This window comes from Gemella sp. GL1, from assembly GCF_013415365.1.
GTDB lineage: Bacteria > Bacillota > Bacilli > Staphylococcales > Gemellaceae > Gemelliphila.
In genome coordinates this window covers 33,858-52,955 of record NZ_JACBYB010000021.1, presented here as the reverse complement: position 1 = coordinate 52,955, position 19,098 = coordinate 33,858, and the positions used below count along the sequence as shown (strand labels likewise).

Below are 19,098 nucleotides of genomic sequence, written 5' to 3'. Positions count from 1 at the left end.
GTATAGAGTATTTTCTATACAATTATAATTAATAAAGATCCTAACTATGTTAGGGTCTTTATTTTGTATAATGTACATTTATTGCTATATATAGTATAATGCTATTAACTACTTGGGAGGAATATATGCTTAGATTTGAGAATGTAACATTTAAATATTCAAATTCAAAAGAAAATACATTGGAAAATATCTCCTTTACTTTAGAGAGTGGTGAGTGGCTTACTATTATCGGGTCTAATGGCTCGGGTAAGTCTACAATAACGAAATTAATTTCAGCAAATCTTCTAGTAGATAGTGGAAAAATTTTTCTATACGATAAGGCTTATGAAGTTGAAAATTTAAACTTAATTAGAGATAATGTTGCTATAGTTTTTCAAAATCCCGATAATCAATTTGTAGGTGCTAGTGTTGAAGAGGATGTAGCTTTCGGTTTGGAAAATAAAAAAATACCTAGTCAGGATATGGAAGAAATAATAGTGGATTCTTTATCTAAAGTTGATATGTTAGAATATAGAAAGGCAGAGCCTAGAAATTTATCAGGTGGACAAAAACAAAGAGTTGCAATTGCATCTGCCCTTGCAATGAAACCTAAACTTTTGATATTGGATGAAGCCACATCAATGCTTGATCCAAAGTCTAGAAAAGAAATATTAAATTATATAAAAAAAATAAATATAGAGGAAAAAATTAGTGTTATTTCAATAACCCACGATGCAGAAGAGTTAGCTTATAGTAATAATGTATTGTTTATAGACAAAGGAAAAATTTTAAAAAAAATATCTGCAGATAGCATGTTGGAGAATGGAAAATTATTAAGTGATTCTTGTTTGGAATTACCTTTTTTGGATAAATTGAAGGTGGAACTTAATAAAAAATTAAATAATGATATTTTTTCTATAAATGATGATATGGAGGAGGTTATTGATAAGTTATGCAAATTAGTTTTGAAAAAGTAAATTTCTCCTATAATCCTAAAACTTTATATGAAAGACAAGCTTTAAGTAATATTAATTTAGACATACCCAGGGGAAAATTCACTACTATTATAGGTAAAACTGGATCAGGGAAATCTACTTTAATTGAACACATTAATGGTTTGCTTATTGCCGATTCTGGCTCAGTTAAGTTAGGAAATTTAAAAGTAGAAAAAAAATCTTCCAGAAGAGAAAGAGGAAAAATGGATCAAGATTTGTTTAATGTTCGAGAAAAAATAGCAGTTTTATTCCAATTTTCAGAACAACAACTTTTTGAAACAAATGTACTTAAAGATATTATTTTTGCACCAATTAATTATGGGATAGATCATGACTTAGCAGTAAAGAGAGCTAAAGAGTTAATTAATTTAGTAGGTTTAGATGAATCTTATCTTGAAAGATCACCATTTGAATTATCTGGTGGAGAAATGAGAAAAGTTGCACTTTGTGGTATTTTGGCCTTAAAACCAAAAATTTTAGTTTTAGATGAGCCTACAATAGGATTAGATTTTAAGTCTAAGCAAGAATTTATGACTATAATAGATAGGATTCATAAAGAAGAAAAAATTACGATTGTATTTGTAACACATAATATGGACTATGTTCTAGAATATGCTGATAATATAGTGATTATGAAAAATGGAAAAGTTGCTTTTAATTCTTCTGATAAGGGTGATTTTTTAGAGATTATATCTAGAGAAGATTATAATTTAAAAAAACCGGACTTTATTATTTTTCAAGAACTTCTTAAAAAAAGAGGGATAAATTTATCTAGGACACATTATAGTTATAAGTCACTTACTAGTGAATTAGTAAGTTTAGTAGGTGCTAGTCATGAATAATCTATTAGTTAGTAAGTTTGTAGATGTAGATACATTTGTTCATAGATTGGATCCTAGAAGTAAATTATTTTTTTCTACATTGTATTTAATAGTAACTTTTTTATCTAAATCAATAATTGAATTTTTAATATTATTTTTACTTTTACTTATTGCTATTTACTTATCTAGAACCTCATGGACTTATATATTATCATCATTGAAGTTAATTTTATTTTTAATGGTATTTACAGCTATTGTACACTTGATATTCAATCAAGAAGGGAATGTAGTGTTCACTGTGGGAAGATATAATTTATATAGTAATGCTTTACAAAGTATAGTTTTAGTTTTTGTAAGATTTTTTTTAGTAGTTGCTATGATGACTATACTAACAGTGACAACATCGCCTAATAGTATAACTTATGCTATTGAAAAGGCATTCGATTTTTTAAATGGGATGGGACTAAATGTATCAACATTTGCTTTACTCATGTCAATATCTTTAAGATTTATACCTACAATAGCAGAAGAAACAAATAGAATTATTAAAGCACAGACATCTAGGGGAGCTAGATTTAATAAGGGCTGGCTTATATCAAAAGCCAAAGCATTTGTTCCTATATTAATACCAATATTTGTGTCCACTTTAAAACGTGCTGATGAATTGGCTACTGCTATGGAAGTAAGAGGTTATGATCCGGATAGGTCTAGAACAAGATATAAGCAGTTAAGATATAAAAAATGGGACTATCTTGTGTATTTAATTATAGTATCAGTGTCAATTTTTATTATATTAAAGTGAGGAAGAATGAAAACAGAGATAATAAGAAGAGAATTTTTTAATAAAAATTCACTAAAAAGAATAAAAGAATATTATATATCAGGGAAAGTCGTGGCTATTCCAACAGAAACGGTCTATGGATTAAGTGCCGATGCTCAAAATGAAAAAGCTGTTTCTAAGATATTTGAGGCAAAAAATAGACCGATAGATAACCCATTAATTGTTCATTTTTATGAACTTAATCAATTGAATGGCATTGTTGATTATTCTGATCCTTGGGTAGGGTTATTGGCGAATAAATTTTGGCCAGGACCGATGTCGCTAATATTACCATTAGTTAACAAAGAAAGAATAGCTGCTAATGTTACTGCTGGTTTAACAAGTCTTGCTGTAAGAATGCCGTCTGATAAATATGCAAGAAGAATACTAGAAGAAACGAGATTATTATTAGCAGCACCTAGTGCCAATACAAGTGGGAAACCCTCTCCTACCAGAGCAGATCATGTGATAAATGATATGGATGAGAAGATTGAAGCTATAGTTGAGGGGGATGATTCTGAGATAGGTTTAGAATCCACTGTAATTGATTGTAGACAAAGACCTTTTGTAATTGCAAGACCAGGATCCATAAGTCTTAATGATATAGAAGCAGTATTGGGAAAAGGAAATATTTTTTATCATGATTTTAACCATAGAGAAAAAATTATTTCTCCAGGAACTAAGTATCGACATTACTCACCTGATGCTGATTTATTGATAGAAGATACTTCTTTTGATAACATGTTACAGATTTTGAAAAATACTGATGAAAAAACATTATTTATAACCTATAAAAATAAGGAAAGAGATGTAAAAAATTTACCTTGTAAGATAAAGTATCTTGCCAAAAATGAAGAAAATATTGAAGAATCAAGTAAAAATCTGTATAATATTCTTAGAGAGTGTGATCTCGAAAATATAAAAACAATTTATATTTTAAAAATTAAAGAAAATGATAAGACAAAAGCTTTAGTAAATAGATTAACTAAGGCTAGTAGCAAAATGTAAAGAGGTTGGATTATATGTCTAATAAATTATATGTAGTAATACCTTGTTATAATGAGGAAGAGGTATTGTTTGAAACTGCAAAGAGAATAAGAATAAAAATGCATGAGATGATGGACAGGGATCTTATCTCGGAAGATTCAAGAGTAGTTTTTGTAAATGATGGTTCTAGGGACAAGACTTGGCCAATGATAAAACATTTACATGAAAAAGATAATATTTTTAGTGGCATCAACCTGAGTAGAAATAGAGGTCATCAAAATGCTTTATTAGCAGGGCTTATGACGGTTAAGGATTATTGTGATGTTACTATTTCTATGGATGCAGACTTGCAAGATGATATTGATGCTATGGATAAAATGATTATGAAATATATGGAAGGAAAAGATGTAGTTTATGGGGTTAGATCTGCTAGAACAACTGATACATTTTTCAAGAGATTTACAGCAGAGTCATTTTATAAATTAATGGAAAAATTGGGAGCTAATACAGTCTATAACCACGCTGACTATAGATTAATGTCTAGTCGTGCTTTAGAAGGTTTAGCACAATTCAAAGAAGTTAACTTATTTCTACGCGGATTGGTACCAATGGTAGGATATCCTACAGATATCGTTACCTATGAAAGGTCTGAACGTTTTGCAGGGGAATCTAAGTATCCATTATCTAAGATGCTTGCCTTTGCTTTCGAAGGAATAACATCATTATCTGTAAAACTTATTAGATTAATAACTGCAGCAGGATTTTTTATGATTCTTATATCTTTTATAGTAGTTTTATATACTATTTATTCTTATGTTGTAGGTTATGCTAGACCAGGTTGGTCGAGTATGATGGTATCTATGTGGTTTATTGGTGGAATGATTATGTTATCCTTGGGTATTGTTGGGGAATATATCGGAAAGATTTATCTTGAAACTAAAGAACGTCCAAGGTTCATTATTGATGAATTCATTAATGATTAATAGGTAGGTGAATTATGAATAGAGAGTTTATATCCAATATTTTTATAAGAGCAGTTATGATTATTTTTATAATATTAATGGCCATAAATTCTTTTCTTGTAATGACAAAAACGGCAATCTTTCCAAGAGATTATCAAGAAACTTTATATTATAGAGAAGATTTAACTATACTAAATATAGCGATGCTTGTTGTATTTAGTATAGTTATCTTATTATTCATTAAATATATAAGGAAAGTAATTAGCATAAAAAGACTAGTTTTAATTGTAATGATTTATGTTTTTTTTATGAGTTTACTATTTGCATTATTAAGAAGAGACTATGTTCAGTTTGATCCATTCAATGTAATCGATCAAGCAAGTAATTTTATAAGAGATAATTATTCGGGATTGGATAAGGGAAATAATTATCTATATATCTATTCACACCAAATAACTACGGTGTTTCTATTCCAAGTAATTTTGGGGACTTTCGGAAGAGCAACTTTCATACTATATATAATGCAATCTTTTGCTATTGCTTATATTGTATATATGCTTTACAGGTTAGTAGATATTATTTTTGAAAACGAAGAAGTTAGTTATACAGTAGTAGTTCTATCTGCTCTATGTTTTCCGCTAATTTTTTATGTAGCATTTATCTATGGAACTTTAGCAGGAATGTTTTTAGTGTTAGTAGCATTTTATAATGTTATTAAATACTTTAAGAGTAATAAGTGGTATCATCTAATGATAGCAGCCTTCTCTATAAATATATCTGTATTGTTTATAGGAAATAATATGATTAATATGTTAGCTATCTTCGCTGTTCTGCTTATCTATTTATTTAGGAAGTTTGATAAAAAAGTTATAGCATTTTTTATTTCAACTTTGTTTATGATGGTGGCATTTAAGTCGCTTATTATTAACTACTATGAAGTAGCATCACAAAAATCAGTTTTTGAAGGTGTTAATAAAATTTCTTGGATAGCTATGGGAATGCAAGAGGGGGATAGGGAAGCAGGATGGTGGAATTCTTTTAACTATGATATCCTTATAGACAAAGATTATGATAACGAAAAGGTAGTGGAAGTTTCTAAAAATTCAATAAATCAAAGGTTGAATGTATTTAAAAATAATCCTGAATATGCTTTGGATTTTTATAAACGAAAGTACGATAATCAATTCATTGATCCTACTTTTCAAGTTTTAGTGGTAACAGCACCTCAGAATTATGATTTGGGTAATGTTGACAAATTACTTAATTTAAAAAATATAATTGTTGAAGATATATATTTTGGAAAACTTAATGCTATCTCTTTCTATATAATGAAAGCCTATCAAATATTTGTTTATATTTTTACATTAATAGCAAGCTTCTTATTGTTTAGAAGTAGTAGATTAAATCACTTATTTATCCCTATCACTTTTATAGGTGGGACATTATTCCATATTATTTGGGAGGCTAAATCGAGGTATATATTCCCTTACTTTGTTTTTTTAATTCCATTGGCTGCTTATGGATTTGTTATTACAAAAAATTATCTTGCTAATAAATATTATGAAAAAAAGGAGTATAGAAGCAATGCTAAAATTTAAAAAAATACTATTCTTGGCAAGTATATTTACTTTTACTAATATAAATATAGCTTTAGCTATAGATAATTATGTTCCTTTTTCAAGTAACCAAGTTGATAAATCAGAAGAAGTTCAAATAAGAGATTTGAATTTAAAACAAGCTTTATTAGAATATTATAGATTTCATATTGATAAGAATTACAATGAAAATAAAATTACCAAAGGAATGTTGGAGAAATTCACTTCATTGAGTTTACCATGGTCTAATATTTTTGTTCTAGATGGCTTGGAACATGCTGTAAATTTAAAAAATTTAAATCTGTCTAATAATTTCATAGAAGATTTATCTCCGATAAAAGATTTGAAAAATTTAGAAGATTTAAATATTAATAATAATAAAATTAAAGATGCAAAAATTATTTCAGAACTTAAAAATTTAAAAAAACTAGCAATAGCAAAAAATAATATTTCTAATCTTGAGTTTTTAAAAGATATACATTTGGAAGAATTGGATATAGCAAGCAATGGGATTTTGAAAAATTATCTTGATAGTGAGTTACATATTGATAAATTACGAAGTATTAAAGTTTCTAGAGTAGGGATAGAGAATCTTAATTTTTTAAAAAATGCTAAGAATCTAGAATCTATATTTGCTGAAGAAAATCAAATAGATGATTTAACAGGTCTTGCAAATTTAGAAAAATTAAAAATATTATATGTAGATAAGAATAATATTCTAGATATTTCCCCATTAAAAAACTTGAAAAATCTTTCAGAATTAAGTGCAGAATACAATAATATCAAAGATCTTTCAGCTTTAGAAGGAAAAGAAAAACTACATAGAATACAAATAAACAATAACACTAGTTTAAAAGATATAAGTCCTTTAGCATCATTGAAAAGTTTAGCTAGTTTATCATTAAAAGAGAGTCTGGTTGAAGATCTATCGCCTTTAAAAGATTTAAAATATATTTATTATGTAGATGTGACGGGAGCAAAAATATCTAGTAAAAATCAAGAAGAATTTAGATCTTACAATGAAGAATTAAAGAAAAATTCTAATATAGATAAAAAATTAGAAATAGTCAATAATTCTTCAGAAAAATATTTTTCAATAAAGAATTATATTTTTATAGTAGTACTTTTATTTTTATTAATAAGTGGGATAAGATCATATTGGAAGAGGAATAAATAATAGGTAGCTAGGCTGCCTATTATTTATTTTAAACTAGGCTTGAAAAATAATAAATTTAAATTATATGATAAATATTAGTAAATAAAATACTATTAATTTTAAATTAAATAAATTCCTTATCTAGTATTAGCCAAGTCAAAGCTGTAGATAAATAAAAAACTAAGTCAAAAGTAAAATATAATATTTATATTTCAATATACATAGCTAGTTTAATAATTAAAATAAGATATTTTAAAATATTATGTAAAAAACTGTTGACATAGAATAAAAAAAGTGATATTATATTCATTGTGAATTTTAATTCACGCTAATTTAAAGCTGAATAGCTTATAATTTTTTGTTTAAAAAATGAACCACCTGGATGTGTGGAACATAAAACATAGTTATAACATAGAAGTGATGAAAGGAGGAATTCTAGGAATGCCTACTATTAACCAATTAGTTCGTAAACCACGTAAATCAAAAGTTTCTAAATCAGATTCACCAGCACTTAATAAAGGTTACAACTCTCAAAGAAAGAAAGAAACTAATGTTTCATCTCCACAAAAAAGGGGAGTTTGTACTCGTGTTGGGACAATGACGCCTAAAAAACCTAACTCGGCTTTACGTAAATATGCCCGTGTACGTTTATCAAACCAAATCGAGGTTACAGCTTATATCCCAGGTATTGGACACAACTTACAAGAACACAGTGTTGTTTTAATTCGTGGAGGACGTGTAAAAGACTTACCAGGGGTACGTTACCACATTATTCGTGGAGCTTTAGATACTGCAGGAGTTAACAACCGTATGCAAGGTCGTTCTCTATACGGTGCTAAAAAACCAAAAGAGAAAAAATAATTAACTTAGATAAAATTTGATTAAAAGTATGCGAAAGGAGGCAACATTATGCCACGTAAAGGTCCAGTTGCAAAACGTGATGTTTTGCCAGATCCAATTTATAACTCAAAACTAGTTACAAAATTGATTAATAAATTAATGCTAGATGGAAAACGCGGTACAGCACAAAGAATTCTATACTCAGCGTTTGATATCATAAATGAAAAATCAGGGCGCGATGCGATTGAAGTATTCGACGAAGCTTTAAACAACATCATGCCAGTTCTTGAAGTTCGTGCTCGTCGTGTTGGTGGATCAAACTACCAAGTACCAGTAGAAGTACGTGCTGAAAGAAGAATAACTTTAGGATTACGTTGGTTAGTAAACTATTCTCGTTTAAGAGGAGAGAAAACTATGGAGCAACGTCTTGCTAATGAAATCTTAGATGCAGCTAACAACTCAGGTTCTGCAGTTAAGAAACGTGAAGATACTCACAAAATGGCAGAGGCTAACAAAGCATTTGCTCACTACCGTTGGTAATATAAAGGTGAATATATCAAGCTATTATATAGCTTGACTTTTTCACTATACAATATATATAAAATATTATTATAAAATTAAAGGAGAAAAATGACTCATGACTAGATCGTTTTCTTTAAAAGATACTCGTAATATCGGGATCATGGCTCACATCGATGCTGGGAAAACTACTACGACTGAACGTGTTCTATTCTTCACAGGAAAGATTCACAAAATTGGGGAAACACATGAAGGTGCATCTCAAATGGACTGGATGGAGCAAGAGCAAGAGCGTGGTATTACAATTACATCAGCAGCGACTACAGCTGAGTGGAACAACAATCGTATCAACATAATTGATACACCAGGACACGTAGATTTCACTGTTGAGGTTGAACGTTCTTTACGTGTTCTTGACGGAGCAGTAGCAGTTCTTGATGCTCAATCAGGAGTTGAACCACAGACTGAAACAGTTTGGCGTCAAGCTACAACTTATGGAGTTCCTCGTATCGTATTTGTAAATAAAATGGATAAAACTGGAGCAGATTTCTTTTACTCGGTAGGAACTATTCACGACCGTTTACAAGCAAATGCTCACCCAATTCAAATTCCAATCGGTTCTGAAGAAAACTTCGAAGCAGTAATCGATTTAATCGAGATGAAAGCTTACTACAACGAAGGTGTTAAAGGTGAAACTATTCGTGTAGCTGAAATTCCAGCTGAATACCAAGATCAAGCTGAAGAATACCGTGAAAAATTAGTTGAAGCAGTAGCTGAAACTGATGAAGATTTAATGGATAAATATTTAGGTGGAGAAGAATTATCAAATGAAGAATTAAAAGCGGCTATTCGTCGTGCTACATGTAAAGTAGAATTCTTCCCAGTAGTTTGTGGATCTGCATTTAAAGATAAAGGTGTTCAACCAATGCTAGATGCAGTAGTAGATTACTTACCATCACCATTAGACGTACCTGCAATTAAAGGTATTAACCCAGATACAGAAGAAGAAATGGAAAGAAAATCTTCGGATGATGAGCCATTCTCAGCATTAGCCTTCAAAGTTATGACTGACCCATTCGTAGGAACACTAACATTCTTCCGTGTTTATTCTGGTACCTTAGAATCAGGATCATATGTTAAGAATTCAACGAAAGGTAAACGTGAACGTGTAGGACGTATCCTTCAAATGCACGCCAACTCTCGTAACGAAATTTCTCGTGTTTATGCAGGAGATATCGCTGCAGCTGTAGGTCTAAAAGATACTACAACTGGAGATACGCTATGTGATGAAAAACACGAAGTAATTTTAGAAAAAATGGAATTCCCAGAGCCAGTTATTCAATTATCTGTTGAGCCAAAATCAAAAGCTGACCAAGATAAAATGACTACAGCTCTTCAAAAATTACAAGGAGAAGACCCTACATTCCGTGCCTATACTGATGAAGAAACTGGACAAGTTATTATCGCAGGTATGGGTGAATTACACTTAGATATCATGGTTGACCGTATGCGTCGTGAATTCAAAGTTGAATGTACAGTAGGTGCCCCAATGGTATCTTACCGTGAAACATTCAAAACTTCAGCACAAGTTCAAGGTAAGTTCACTCGTCAATCAGGTGGACGTGGACAATATGGAGATGTTTGGATTGAATTTACTCCAAATGAACCGGGTGCTGGATTTGAATTTGAAAATGCTATCGTTGGTGGGGTAGTTCCTCGTGAATATATTCCAGCAGTAGAAGCAGGTCTTAAAGATTCTATGGCTAACGGAGTTTTAGCTGGATACGAATTAATAGACGTTAAAGCTAAATTATTTGATGGATCATATCACGATGTCGATTCATCTGAGATGGCCTTCAAAGTTGCTGCATCTTTAGCTCTTAAAGAAGCTGCTAAAAAATGTAATCCAGTTATCTTAGAACCAATGATGAAAGTTGAAGTAATCATGCCAGAAGAGTATCTAGGAGATATCATGGGAGATATTACTTCACGTCGTGGACGTGTAGGAGGAATGGAAGCTCGTGGAAATGCACAAGTAGTTTCAGCAGAAGTACCACTATCAGAAATGTTTGGTTATGCAACAACATTACGTTCTGCAACACAAGGACGTGGTACATACTCAATGGTATTCGACCACTATGAAGAAGTACCAAAATCAATTTCTGAGGAAATTATCAAAAAGAATAAAGGATAATTGATTAATCTTTACTCTTGCAATTTACGCATTAAAATTATAAAATATAGTTATCATAGAAGTACTCTATGTAACTTGTAAAAAATATATTTATTTCAAGGAGAACATTTAATAATGGCAAAAGAAAAATTTGACCGTAGTAAAACCCATGCTAATATTGGGACAATCGGACACGTTGACCACGGAAAAACTACTTTAACTGCAGCAATCGCTACAGTATTAGCAAAACGTTCTGGTAAAGGAGAAGCTAAATCTTACGACGCTATCGATAACGCACCAGAAGAAAGAGAACGTGGAATCACAATTAACACTTCTCACATTGAGTACGAAACAGATGCTCGTCACTATGCACACGTTGACTGCCCAGGTCACGCTGACTACGTTAAAAACATGATTACTGGTGCTGCTCAAATGGACGGTGGTATTTTAGTTATCGCTGCTACTGATGGGCCAATGGCTCAAACTCGTGAGCACATCCTATTATCTCGTAACGTTGGAGTACCAAAAATTGTTGTATTCTTAAATAAATGTGATATGGTTGATGATGAAGAATTATTAGAATTAGTAGAAATGGAAGTTTCTGAATTATTAGCTGATTACGGATTCGAAGATTCACCAATCATCCGTGGATCTGCATTAAAAGCTCTTGAAGGAGAAGCAGAGTGGGAAGAAAAAATTGTTGAATTAATGAACACAGTTGATGAGTACATCCCAACTCCAGAAAGAGATAACGCTAAACCATTCATGATGCCAGTTGAGGACGTATTCTCAATTACTGGACGTGGAACAGTTGCTACTGGACGTGTTGAGCGTGGACAAGTTAAAGTTGGAGATGTAGTAGAAATCGTTGGATTAACTGATGAACCAGCTTCAACAACTGTTACAGGAGTTGAAATGTTCCGTAAATTATTAGACTACGCTGAAGCAGGAGATAACATTGGAGCTTTATTACGTGGGGTTGCACGTGAAGAAATCGAACGTGGACAAGTATTAGCTGCACCAAAAACTATTACTCCACATACTCAATTCGTAGCTGACGTGTATGTATTATCTAAAGAAGAAGGTGGACGTCACACTCCATTCTTCGGAAACTACCGTCCTCAATTCTACTTCCGTACAACTGACGTAACTGGAGTTGTTAACTTACCAGAAGGAACTGAAATGGTTATGCCTGGTGACAACGTTTCAATTAACGTAGAACTTATTTCACCAATCGCGATCGAAGCAGGAACTCGTTTCTCAATTCGTGAAGGTGGACGTACAGTAGGATCAGGAGTTGTTACTGAAATCGTTAAATAATTTTAGTGATTACTTAAAAGACTAGCTTTTGCTAGTCTTTTTTATTTTAAGATAGTAAATGTTTTGTTTGACATAATAATTATATTAGGATATAATTGTGATAATTTGAACAAAAGGAGGAAACAATGGATAAAAAAGAAAGGGTTCAACCAATTTTGGATGTACATGAAAAGCCGGGCTTAGCATTATGGATAACACTTAGTTTACAACACCTATTTGCTATGTTTGGAGCAACTGTATTAGTACCTATCCTTACAGGACTTTCTGCCAGTGTAGCTTTAGCAACTTCTGGGATAGGTACATTAACGTATTTATTTGTTACTCAGGGAAAGATACCAGCATATTTAGGGTCTTCATTCGCCTTTATTTCACCAATTATAGTTTTATCTACAACTCATAATGTGGAAACAGCTATGCTAGGGGCATTTTTAGCCAGTCTTGTATATGGTCTTATGGCATTATTAATTAACCGTTTTGGAGTTGATTGGCTTATGAGGTTACTACCACCAGTAGTAGTTGGGCCAATTATTATTGTAATTGGACTAGGTTTAGCACCTACAGCTGTAGATATGGCAATGAATCAGACGGTTAATGGAGAAAAAGTATATTCATTAACTAATCTTTTAATTGCTGGAGCAACTTTAGCATTTACAATTTTAGCAATTGTAGCTTTTAGAGGATTTGCAAAACAAATACCAATTTTATTAGGAATTGTATTTGGATATTTAGTTTCATGTTTTGCAGGGCTTGTTGATTTTCAAAAAGTTATTGATGCTCCATGGTTTGCAATACCTGATTTTACAATACCATTTGTAACGTATAGTCCTGAATGGAATGTAGCAGCTTTAGCAATGGTGCCAATCGCGATTGTTACTATTAATGAGCATATAGGGCATCAAATTGTATTATCAGAAGTTACAGGTAAAAATTTTATAAAAGATCCTGGTTTAGATAAATCAATTTTGGCTGATGGAGCAGCAATGATGTTTGCATCATTCCTTGGAGGACCACCAAGTACAACTTATGGAGAGAATATTGGGGTACTTGCAATTACAAGAATTTTTTCAATATTTGTTTTAGCTGGAGCAGCAGTATTTGCTTTGATTTTAAGTTTTGTAGGTAAATTCTCAGCAATTATTTCAACAATACCAACGGCAGTTATGGGAGGAGTATCAATTCTATTATTTGGTATTATTGCATCGAGTGGATTGAGAATGTTAGTAGATGAAAGAGTAGACTTAAGTTTAAATAGAAATTTAGTAATTTCATCAGTAATTATTGTACTAGGAGTAGGTGGAGCAATGTTGAAACTAGAATCAATTAACTTAGAATTACCAGCCATGGCTTTATCAGCCATTGTGGGTGTAATCCTTAATGCTGTTATTCCAAAAAAATAAAATATTTTTTGACTATTAGTGGAAACTAATAGTCTTTTTTATAAAAAACGATTAAAATATGATATACTAAGTCATATATTATATTAAAAAAGGTGTTTATATGAAAGTAGCGATTACTGGTTCAATAGCTTGTGGAAAGTCTACAGTAACTTCATATTTATTAAAAAGAGGATATAAAGTTTTAGATGCTGACAAAATTTCACATAGCCTATTAGAAAAAGACAATGTAAAAGAAATCTTAATTAAGGAGTTTTCTGATAAGATTATTACCGATAATTTTATTGATAGAAAAAAATTAGGTGAGATAGTTTTCTCTGATGAAAAAAAATTAGAAAAATTAAATTCAATTATGCATCCTTTAGTAAGAAAGGAAATTGAAGATAAAGTAATAAAAAGTAAAAATGATATATGCTTTATTGATATAGCATTATTATTTGAGGCTAAGTTTGATAATTTAGTTGATAAGATAATAGTTGTACATGCAGATTACGATGTACAATTATCTAGGTTAATGAATAGAAATAATTTTTCTAAAAATGAGGCTAAACTTCGAATTGCTAGTCAGATCTCTTCAGATGAAAAAATAAAACTTGCTGATTATGTAGTAAATAATTCCGGAACTATCTTTGAAACATTTAGTCAAGTAGATGATATTTTAAATAAATTAGAGGGAGAAATTGATGATATTAAAAATAGATAATTTATCTGGTGGATATAATAGACGAAAAATTATAGAAAATATTAATTTTTCTATAGATAAGGCTTCTATAACAGCTATTATAGGTTTGAATGGTGCAGGGAAATCTACAACTATAAAGCATATTTTAGGATTGTTGAAACCTATGGAAGGTAAGGTAGAAGTTAAAGGATTAACTTTGGAAAAAAATGTAGAGGAATATAGAAGAAATATTTCTTATATTCCTGAAAGCCCTGTTCTTTATGATGAGTTAACTTTAGAAGAACATATTAATTTGACAGCGATGGCTTATGGAATAGATATGAAAGAAGCTTGGAAAAGAGCTGATTATTTATTAAAACTCTTTAAATTAGAAAATAAGAAGAAATTTTTACCAATTCATTTTTCTAAGGGGATGAAACAAAAGGTTATGATAATTTGTGCTTTTTTAGTGGAACCCAGTCTTTACATAATTGATGAACCCTTTTTAGGATTAGATCCTATAGCAATTAAAGATTTAATTGATTTAATGACAAAGGAAAAAGAAAAAGGAAAATCTATTCTCATGTCTACTCATATACTAGCAACCGCTGAAAGATACTGTGATAATTTTGTTATTATACACGAAGGAAAAATTGTGGCAAATGGTAATTTGGAAGATATAAGAACTGAATTTAACATGCAAGATGCAAAGTTGGATGATATTTATTTATCATTAACTAATCAGGTGTAATTATGAAAGAAATTTTTGTTTTTAGAATAAATAAGGAAAATAGTAAGAGAGTACTATATAATAAATATATATTTAATTCACATTTAATTATGTTTTTAGTAATTGTGGTTGGAGCTATTATATTTAATTATTCTTCTTGGTTAAAGTCAGCATCTAGAATTCAACTATATTTAATTTTAATACTTATTTTAACACTTATGTCATATCTACTTACGCTTGTAAAAATAAAAACATTTATAAAAAAAGCTGATGCAGTATTTATATTACCTTTGGAAAATAAATATAGAGACGTAGAAAAATCTCTTCAAATTAGTCCACTGATTTTAAAGTTGACAATTACAGTAGTTTTTATGCTATCACTATATCCAATAATTGAAAAATTGGGAATAGGTAAAATGAATGTGATAAGTTTTGCAATATCACTATTCATTATTAATATAGTGGGAGTCTTATTTAAGCAAAAGAAGATTATATATGGGCAATTAAGTAATCAAGATAAGGGGATTTTATTTGGAATATATATATTAGCAAGTTTAAATTTTGTATTTATTAATTTCTTCAACTTAGGGTTTGTCATTGCATTAGTTTTTTATTTAGTTTCTAAAAAAAGCATTGGTAGTAATATTAATTGGCAAGGAGCAGCAGAATATGATGAAGAAAGAAATGAAAAGTACCTAAAGTTTGTCAATATGTTTACAGATGTGCCACTAGATAGTGTGAAAGTTAATAGAAGAAAATATTTGGATATCGTATTACCTAAACTAGATGAAAATAACTTTAAAAATGAAAATACATATGCATATTATTATATTAGAGCATTTTTAAGACAAGAGAATACGGTATTTTTATTGATAAGATTATTTTTATTGGCAAGTTTATTTATATATGGTTTAGTTAATATATATGCAACCATGTTTATAATTGTATCATTTAATTATTTGGCTATTATTCAGTTAATACCACTTTATAAAAAACTTAATGAAAGTTTGTGGTTTTATATATTACCAGTACCTGAGAAGATAAAGATAGATAGTTTTAGAAATATGCTTCAGATACTTATGTTACTTGCTACATTACTTCTTATAGTTGTAAGTATGACAGTATTAGGACTTAGCTTAGATAGGATTATGTATCTAGGATTAATTCTTATAGTATCAACATTTTTAAATTATACATTACTAAAAAAGTGAACTTTTTTGAAAGGAGGTAAGTAATGAAGAATATTGCTGTAATTGGTGGAGGAATATCTGGAGTAAGTATAGCTTATTTTCTTGATAGGTTAGCTAGTGCTAAATCTAAAAAAATGAGTATTGATATTATTGAGAAACAAAGTGAATTTGCTAGGGATAAAATTGGAAAATTTGAATATAAGCAAGAAATATATGATAGTGGATGGCATAATTCAATAACTGATGCAGGGATTCTATATCAAGTAATGATTGAGTTAGGATTATACAGATATTTAATAAAGAGTAAAAAAGTCTATAAACTAATTTACACAAAAGATGGTATAAAAAGTTTACCGGAAAGAATGCTGTATACATACCCTTTAGATAAGTTTGAACTGATGCAGAGTGGAATTTTTTCTGTGAAAGAAAAATTATCAATTTTTTTAAAATTACATAAAAATAAAAATTTAAAATATATTAATAGATTGACAGTAGAAGATTATTTTAAAAGTACATTAAATAGTAATGTTTATAAAAAAATAGTAGAGCCTGTGCTTACCAGTCATTACGGTAGTGATGTATCGAAACAAAGCATTAAGTTACTAATGCCTGAATTAGCAGAAATACAAAATGGTAGTGATTTGGAGAATAAAATTAGGAAATTATATGATGATGATTTAAAGGATAATATAGTAAGATCTAATGAATATAAATTAAGGTTTACTTTAAGATCATTTTTAGAAAATTTAGAGTCATACTTTTCTAATAGAGTATTTATAAGGTTTGATAATAAAGTTGAAAAGCTTGAAAGAAGAGAAGATAAGTATGTAATTACAATTGATGGGAGAGATTATTTTTATGATTATATAATAGTTTCTGTAAAACATAGAGAATTCTTACCTTGGTTTCAAGATGATATTAGATTACAAAGGTATTACAAGGGACTTAAATATGTAGATAATTTAGTTGTAATTTTCATCTTAAATAAGAATAGCTTGCAAGTGAATCCAGAAATTGGTGAAATAATATTTGATAAAGAAGTTGATACATACACTACAAAGTTAGAATATGTGAGTAATAAATGGATTGATATTAAATCAAGAAATATTCACATGCTAAGAGCTTATGTAAATAGACAAGATAAGGTGAGAGATTTATTGAAGAAAACGGATGAGGAAATAATAAATATTATACATTCAGAATTATTTACTATTCATGAGAATCTAGAAATAGAGAAAGCTCTTGTAACTAGAGCTGAGAGAAACTATATATATGCTGATATTAAATATAGTAGATATATGAGAGAGCTGGATAGATATTTTAAAAAGAAATATGGAAATATTTATTTTATAGGGCACTCAAAAAAAGCAATAAATTTAGAAGAAACAATAATAGAGGCTAGAGAAGCAGCTAAAGAAATAATAGAACAAATGTAGGTGAAAAATTATGGAATTAAAATACAATACTAGTGCAGGGGTAAATGTTACGGAATTATTTAAGGGTGATAGTCAAAATTCGGAACTATTTAGATACGCAGAAGATAAAAAGTTGTTTTCTGGAGAAATAGGACAAGTATTTACGCATTTACCTTTTAATAGTAGCAAGGAGGCCTTTCTAGGTTTAGGTAATGCAGATGAATTTATTGCAGATACTTATCGTGAAGCTTACTTTAAGTTATTAAAAGATTTGATTGGCAAGAAAGAATATGAATTTACAATTTCTATTCAAGATGATGTGGAATTGCTAAAAGCGGTAGTGGAAGGGCTATATCACGCAACTTATGAATTTGATAAATATAAGACTCTTAAAGAAGATAAAGAGCAAATAAGAGTACACATTAATACACAATTATCTGAAAAAGACTTTAATATGGCTGTTCAAGAAGCAAAAGATGTTATAGATTCAATATTTTTTGCTAGAGATTTAGTAAATGAGAGAGCGGAATATTTGTATCCAGAGACTTTGGCTAATATAGCAAAAGAAAAATTATCAGCAGTTGGTGTAGATGTTAAGGTTTATGATGAAAAGCAAGCGGAAGAAATGGGGCTAGTAGCTTTTCTATCAGTAGGACGTGGAAGTAGTCGAAAACCAAGATTTATCGTAATGAAATATTTAAATAATCCAGATGCAGAAGAAGTTTTAGGATTAGTCGGAAAAGGTGTTACTTACGATACAGGGGGATATTCACTAAAGCCAAGTGATAGTATGACTAGTATGAATTCTGATATGGCGGGAGCTGCAACAGTGATTGCAGCTATGGAACTTGTTGCTAAGAGAAAATTAAAAACTAACCTAGTAGCAGTAGTGGCAGCTTGTGAAAATATGGTGTCATCATCTTCTTATAAACCAGGAGATGTAATTTATTCATTATCTGGAAAAACTATCGAAGTAGATAATACAGATGCTGAAGGACGCATAACTCTTGCTGATGCAATATATTATACAACAAAAGAATTAGGAGTAACAAAAGTAATTGATATTGCTACTTTAACAGGAGCTTGTTTAGTAGCTTTAGCAGAAGATTATACAGGTGCATTAAGCAATAAACAGGATTTCTTTGATGACTTTAAGGAAGCTGCAAAAAATGCAGGAGAGCGAGTATGGCAAATGCCGATGGATAATTCTTATAGAGAAAGAAATAAATCAAGGGTAGCAGATATTAAGAATACTGGTGGCCGTTTTGGTGGAATGATTACAGCAGGATTATTTATAGAAGAGTTCTTAGCTGATAAAAATATTCCTTGGATTCATTTGGATATAGCTGGAACATCTTATTTAAGTATGCCATATAAGTACCAGCCAGTGAATGCAACAGGGGTTCATGTAAAAGCTCTATATAATTTACTAAATAAATAATAAAATAAATCTTAGAGAGCGAAAGCTCTCTTTTATTTTGAAAATTACAATTGTAAAATTACAAAAATTTTGAATTGTGGATTTTATGCATGGATATTAG

Annotated in this window: 17 protein-coding genes; all 17 read left to right on the top strand. The window is 30.1% G+C overall.

Features of this window, described 5'->3' with window-relative positions:
- The first annotated feature begins 125 nt into the window (after positions 1-125).
- The 17 genes from HZY82_RS05385 (at position 126) to HZY82_RS05305 (ending at position 18,998) form a co-directional block, all read left to right on the top strand.
- Positions 126-956, top strand: a complete 831-nt coding sequence (locus HZY82_RS05385; protein ID WP_179938917.1) for an energy-coupling factor transporter ATPase — start codon at positions 126-128, stop codon at positions 954-956.
- Positions 932-1,816, top strand: a complete 885-nt coding sequence (locus HZY82_RS05380) for an ATP-binding cassette domain-containing protein (RefSeq protein WP_179938915.1) — start codon at positions 932-934, stop codon at positions 1,814-1,816. The genes HZY82_RS05385 and HZY82_RS05380 overlap by 25 nt, the downstream gene beginning before the upstream one ends.
- Positions 1,809-2,597, top strand: coding sequence for an energy-coupling factor transporter transmembrane component T family protein (locus tag HZY82_RS05375; RefSeq protein ID WP_179938913.1), 789 nt, complete (start codon positions 1,809-1,811; stop codon positions 2,595-2,597). Before HZY82_RS05380 ends, HZY82_RS05375 begins: the two co-directional genes overlap by 8 nt.
- Before the next feature lie 6 nt (positions 2,598-2,603).
- Entirely contained in the window at positions 2,604-3,623 is a 1,020-nt protein-coding gene (locus HZY82_RS05370) for an L-threonylcarbamoyladenylate synthase (RefSeq protein WP_179938911.1), read from the top strand.
- 14 nt (positions 3,624-3,637) lie between these two features.
- A complete protein-coding gene (locus tag HZY82_RS05365; protein WP_135156061.1) occupies positions 3,638-4,585 on the top strand; it encodes a glycosyltransferase family 2 protein in 948 nt (315 codons plus the stop codon).
- 14 nt (positions 4,586-4,599) lie between these two features.
- The gene (locus HZY82_RS05360; RefSeq protein ID WP_179938909.1) at positions 4,600-6,162 is read left to right on the top strand and encodes a glycosyltransferase family protein; all 1,563 of its coding nucleotides are present in this window, start codon (positions 4,600-4,602) and stop codon (positions 6,160-6,162) included.
- On the top strand, positions 6,149-7,336 hold the full coding sequence (locus HZY82_RS05355; protein WP_179938907.1) for a leucine-rich repeat domain-containing protein: 1,188 nt from the start codon (positions 6,149-6,151) through the stop codon (positions 7,334-7,336). The genes HZY82_RS05360 and HZY82_RS05355 overlap by 14 nt, the downstream gene beginning before the upstream one ends.
- Positions 7,337-7,756: 420 nt before the next feature.
- The gene (gene rpsL / locus HZY82_RS05350; protein ID WP_135156189.1) at positions 7,757-8,176 is read left to right on the top strand and encodes a 30S ribosomal protein S12; all 420 of its coding nucleotides are present in this window, start codon (positions 7,757-7,759) and stop codon (positions 8,174-8,176) included.
- A 48-nt stretch (positions 8,177-8,224) separates the two neighbouring features.
- Positions 8,225-8,695 carry a 30S ribosomal protein S7 gene (gene rpsG / locus HZY82_RS05345; RefSeq protein WP_135156064.1) on the top strand — a complete coding sequence of 157 codons (471 nt, stop codon included), beginning with the start codon at positions 8,225-8,227 and terminating at the stop codon, positions 8,693-8,695.
- Between the two features lie 97 nt (positions 8,696-8,792).
- Complete coding sequence (gene fusA, locus HZY82_RS05340) at positions 8,793-10,868, top strand: elongation factor G (protein WP_135156065.1); 2,076 nt, start codon at positions 8,793-8,795, stop codon at positions 10,866-10,868.
- A gap of 114 nt (positions 10,869-10,982) precedes the next feature.
- Positions 10,983-12,167, top strand: coding sequence for an elongation factor Tu (gene tuf / locus HZY82_RS05335; RefSeq protein WP_135156066.1), 1,185 nt, complete (start codon positions 10,983-10,985; stop codon positions 12,165-12,167).
- 125 nt (positions 12,168-12,292) lie between these two features.
- Positions 12,293-13,564, top strand: a complete 1,272-nt coding sequence (locus HZY82_RS05330; protein WP_135156067.1) for a solute carrier family 23 protein — start codon at positions 12,293-12,295, stop codon at positions 13,562-13,564.
- A 100-nt stretch (positions 13,565-13,664) separates the two neighbouring features.
- Complete coding sequence (gene coaE, locus HZY82_RS05325; protein WP_135156068.1) at positions 13,665-14,264, top strand: dephospho-CoA kinase; 600 nt, start codon at positions 13,665-13,667, stop codon at positions 14,262-14,264.
- Positions 14,245-14,973: an ABC transporter ATP-binding protein gene (locus tag HZY82_RS05320; RefSeq protein ID WP_135156069.1), complete on the top strand. Its 729-nt coding sequence runs from the start codon at positions 14,245-14,247 to the stop codon at positions 14,971-14,973. Before coaE ends, HZY82_RS05320 begins: the two co-directional genes overlap by 20 nt.
- A gap of 2 nt (positions 14,974-14,975) precedes the next feature.
- Complete coding sequence (locus HZY82_RS05315) at positions 14,976-16,163, top strand: ABC transporter permease (protein ID WP_135156070.1); 1,188 nt, start codon at positions 14,976-14,978, stop codon at positions 16,161-16,163.
- Between the two features lie 23 nt (positions 16,164-16,186).
- Positions 16,187-17,578 (top strand): protoporphyrinogen/coproporphyrinogen oxidase, encoded by a 1,392-nt coding sequence (locus HZY82_RS05310; RefSeq protein ID WP_135156071.1) that lies wholly within the window; start codon positions 16,187-16,189, stop codon positions 17,576-17,578.
- 10 nt (positions 17,579-17,588) lie between these two features.
- A complete protein-coding gene (locus HZY82_RS05305; RefSeq protein WP_135156072.1) occupies positions 17,589-18,998 on the top strand; it encodes a leucyl aminopeptidase in 1,410 nt (469 codons plus the stop codon).
- Positions 18,999-19,098 lie beyond the last annotated feature (100 nt).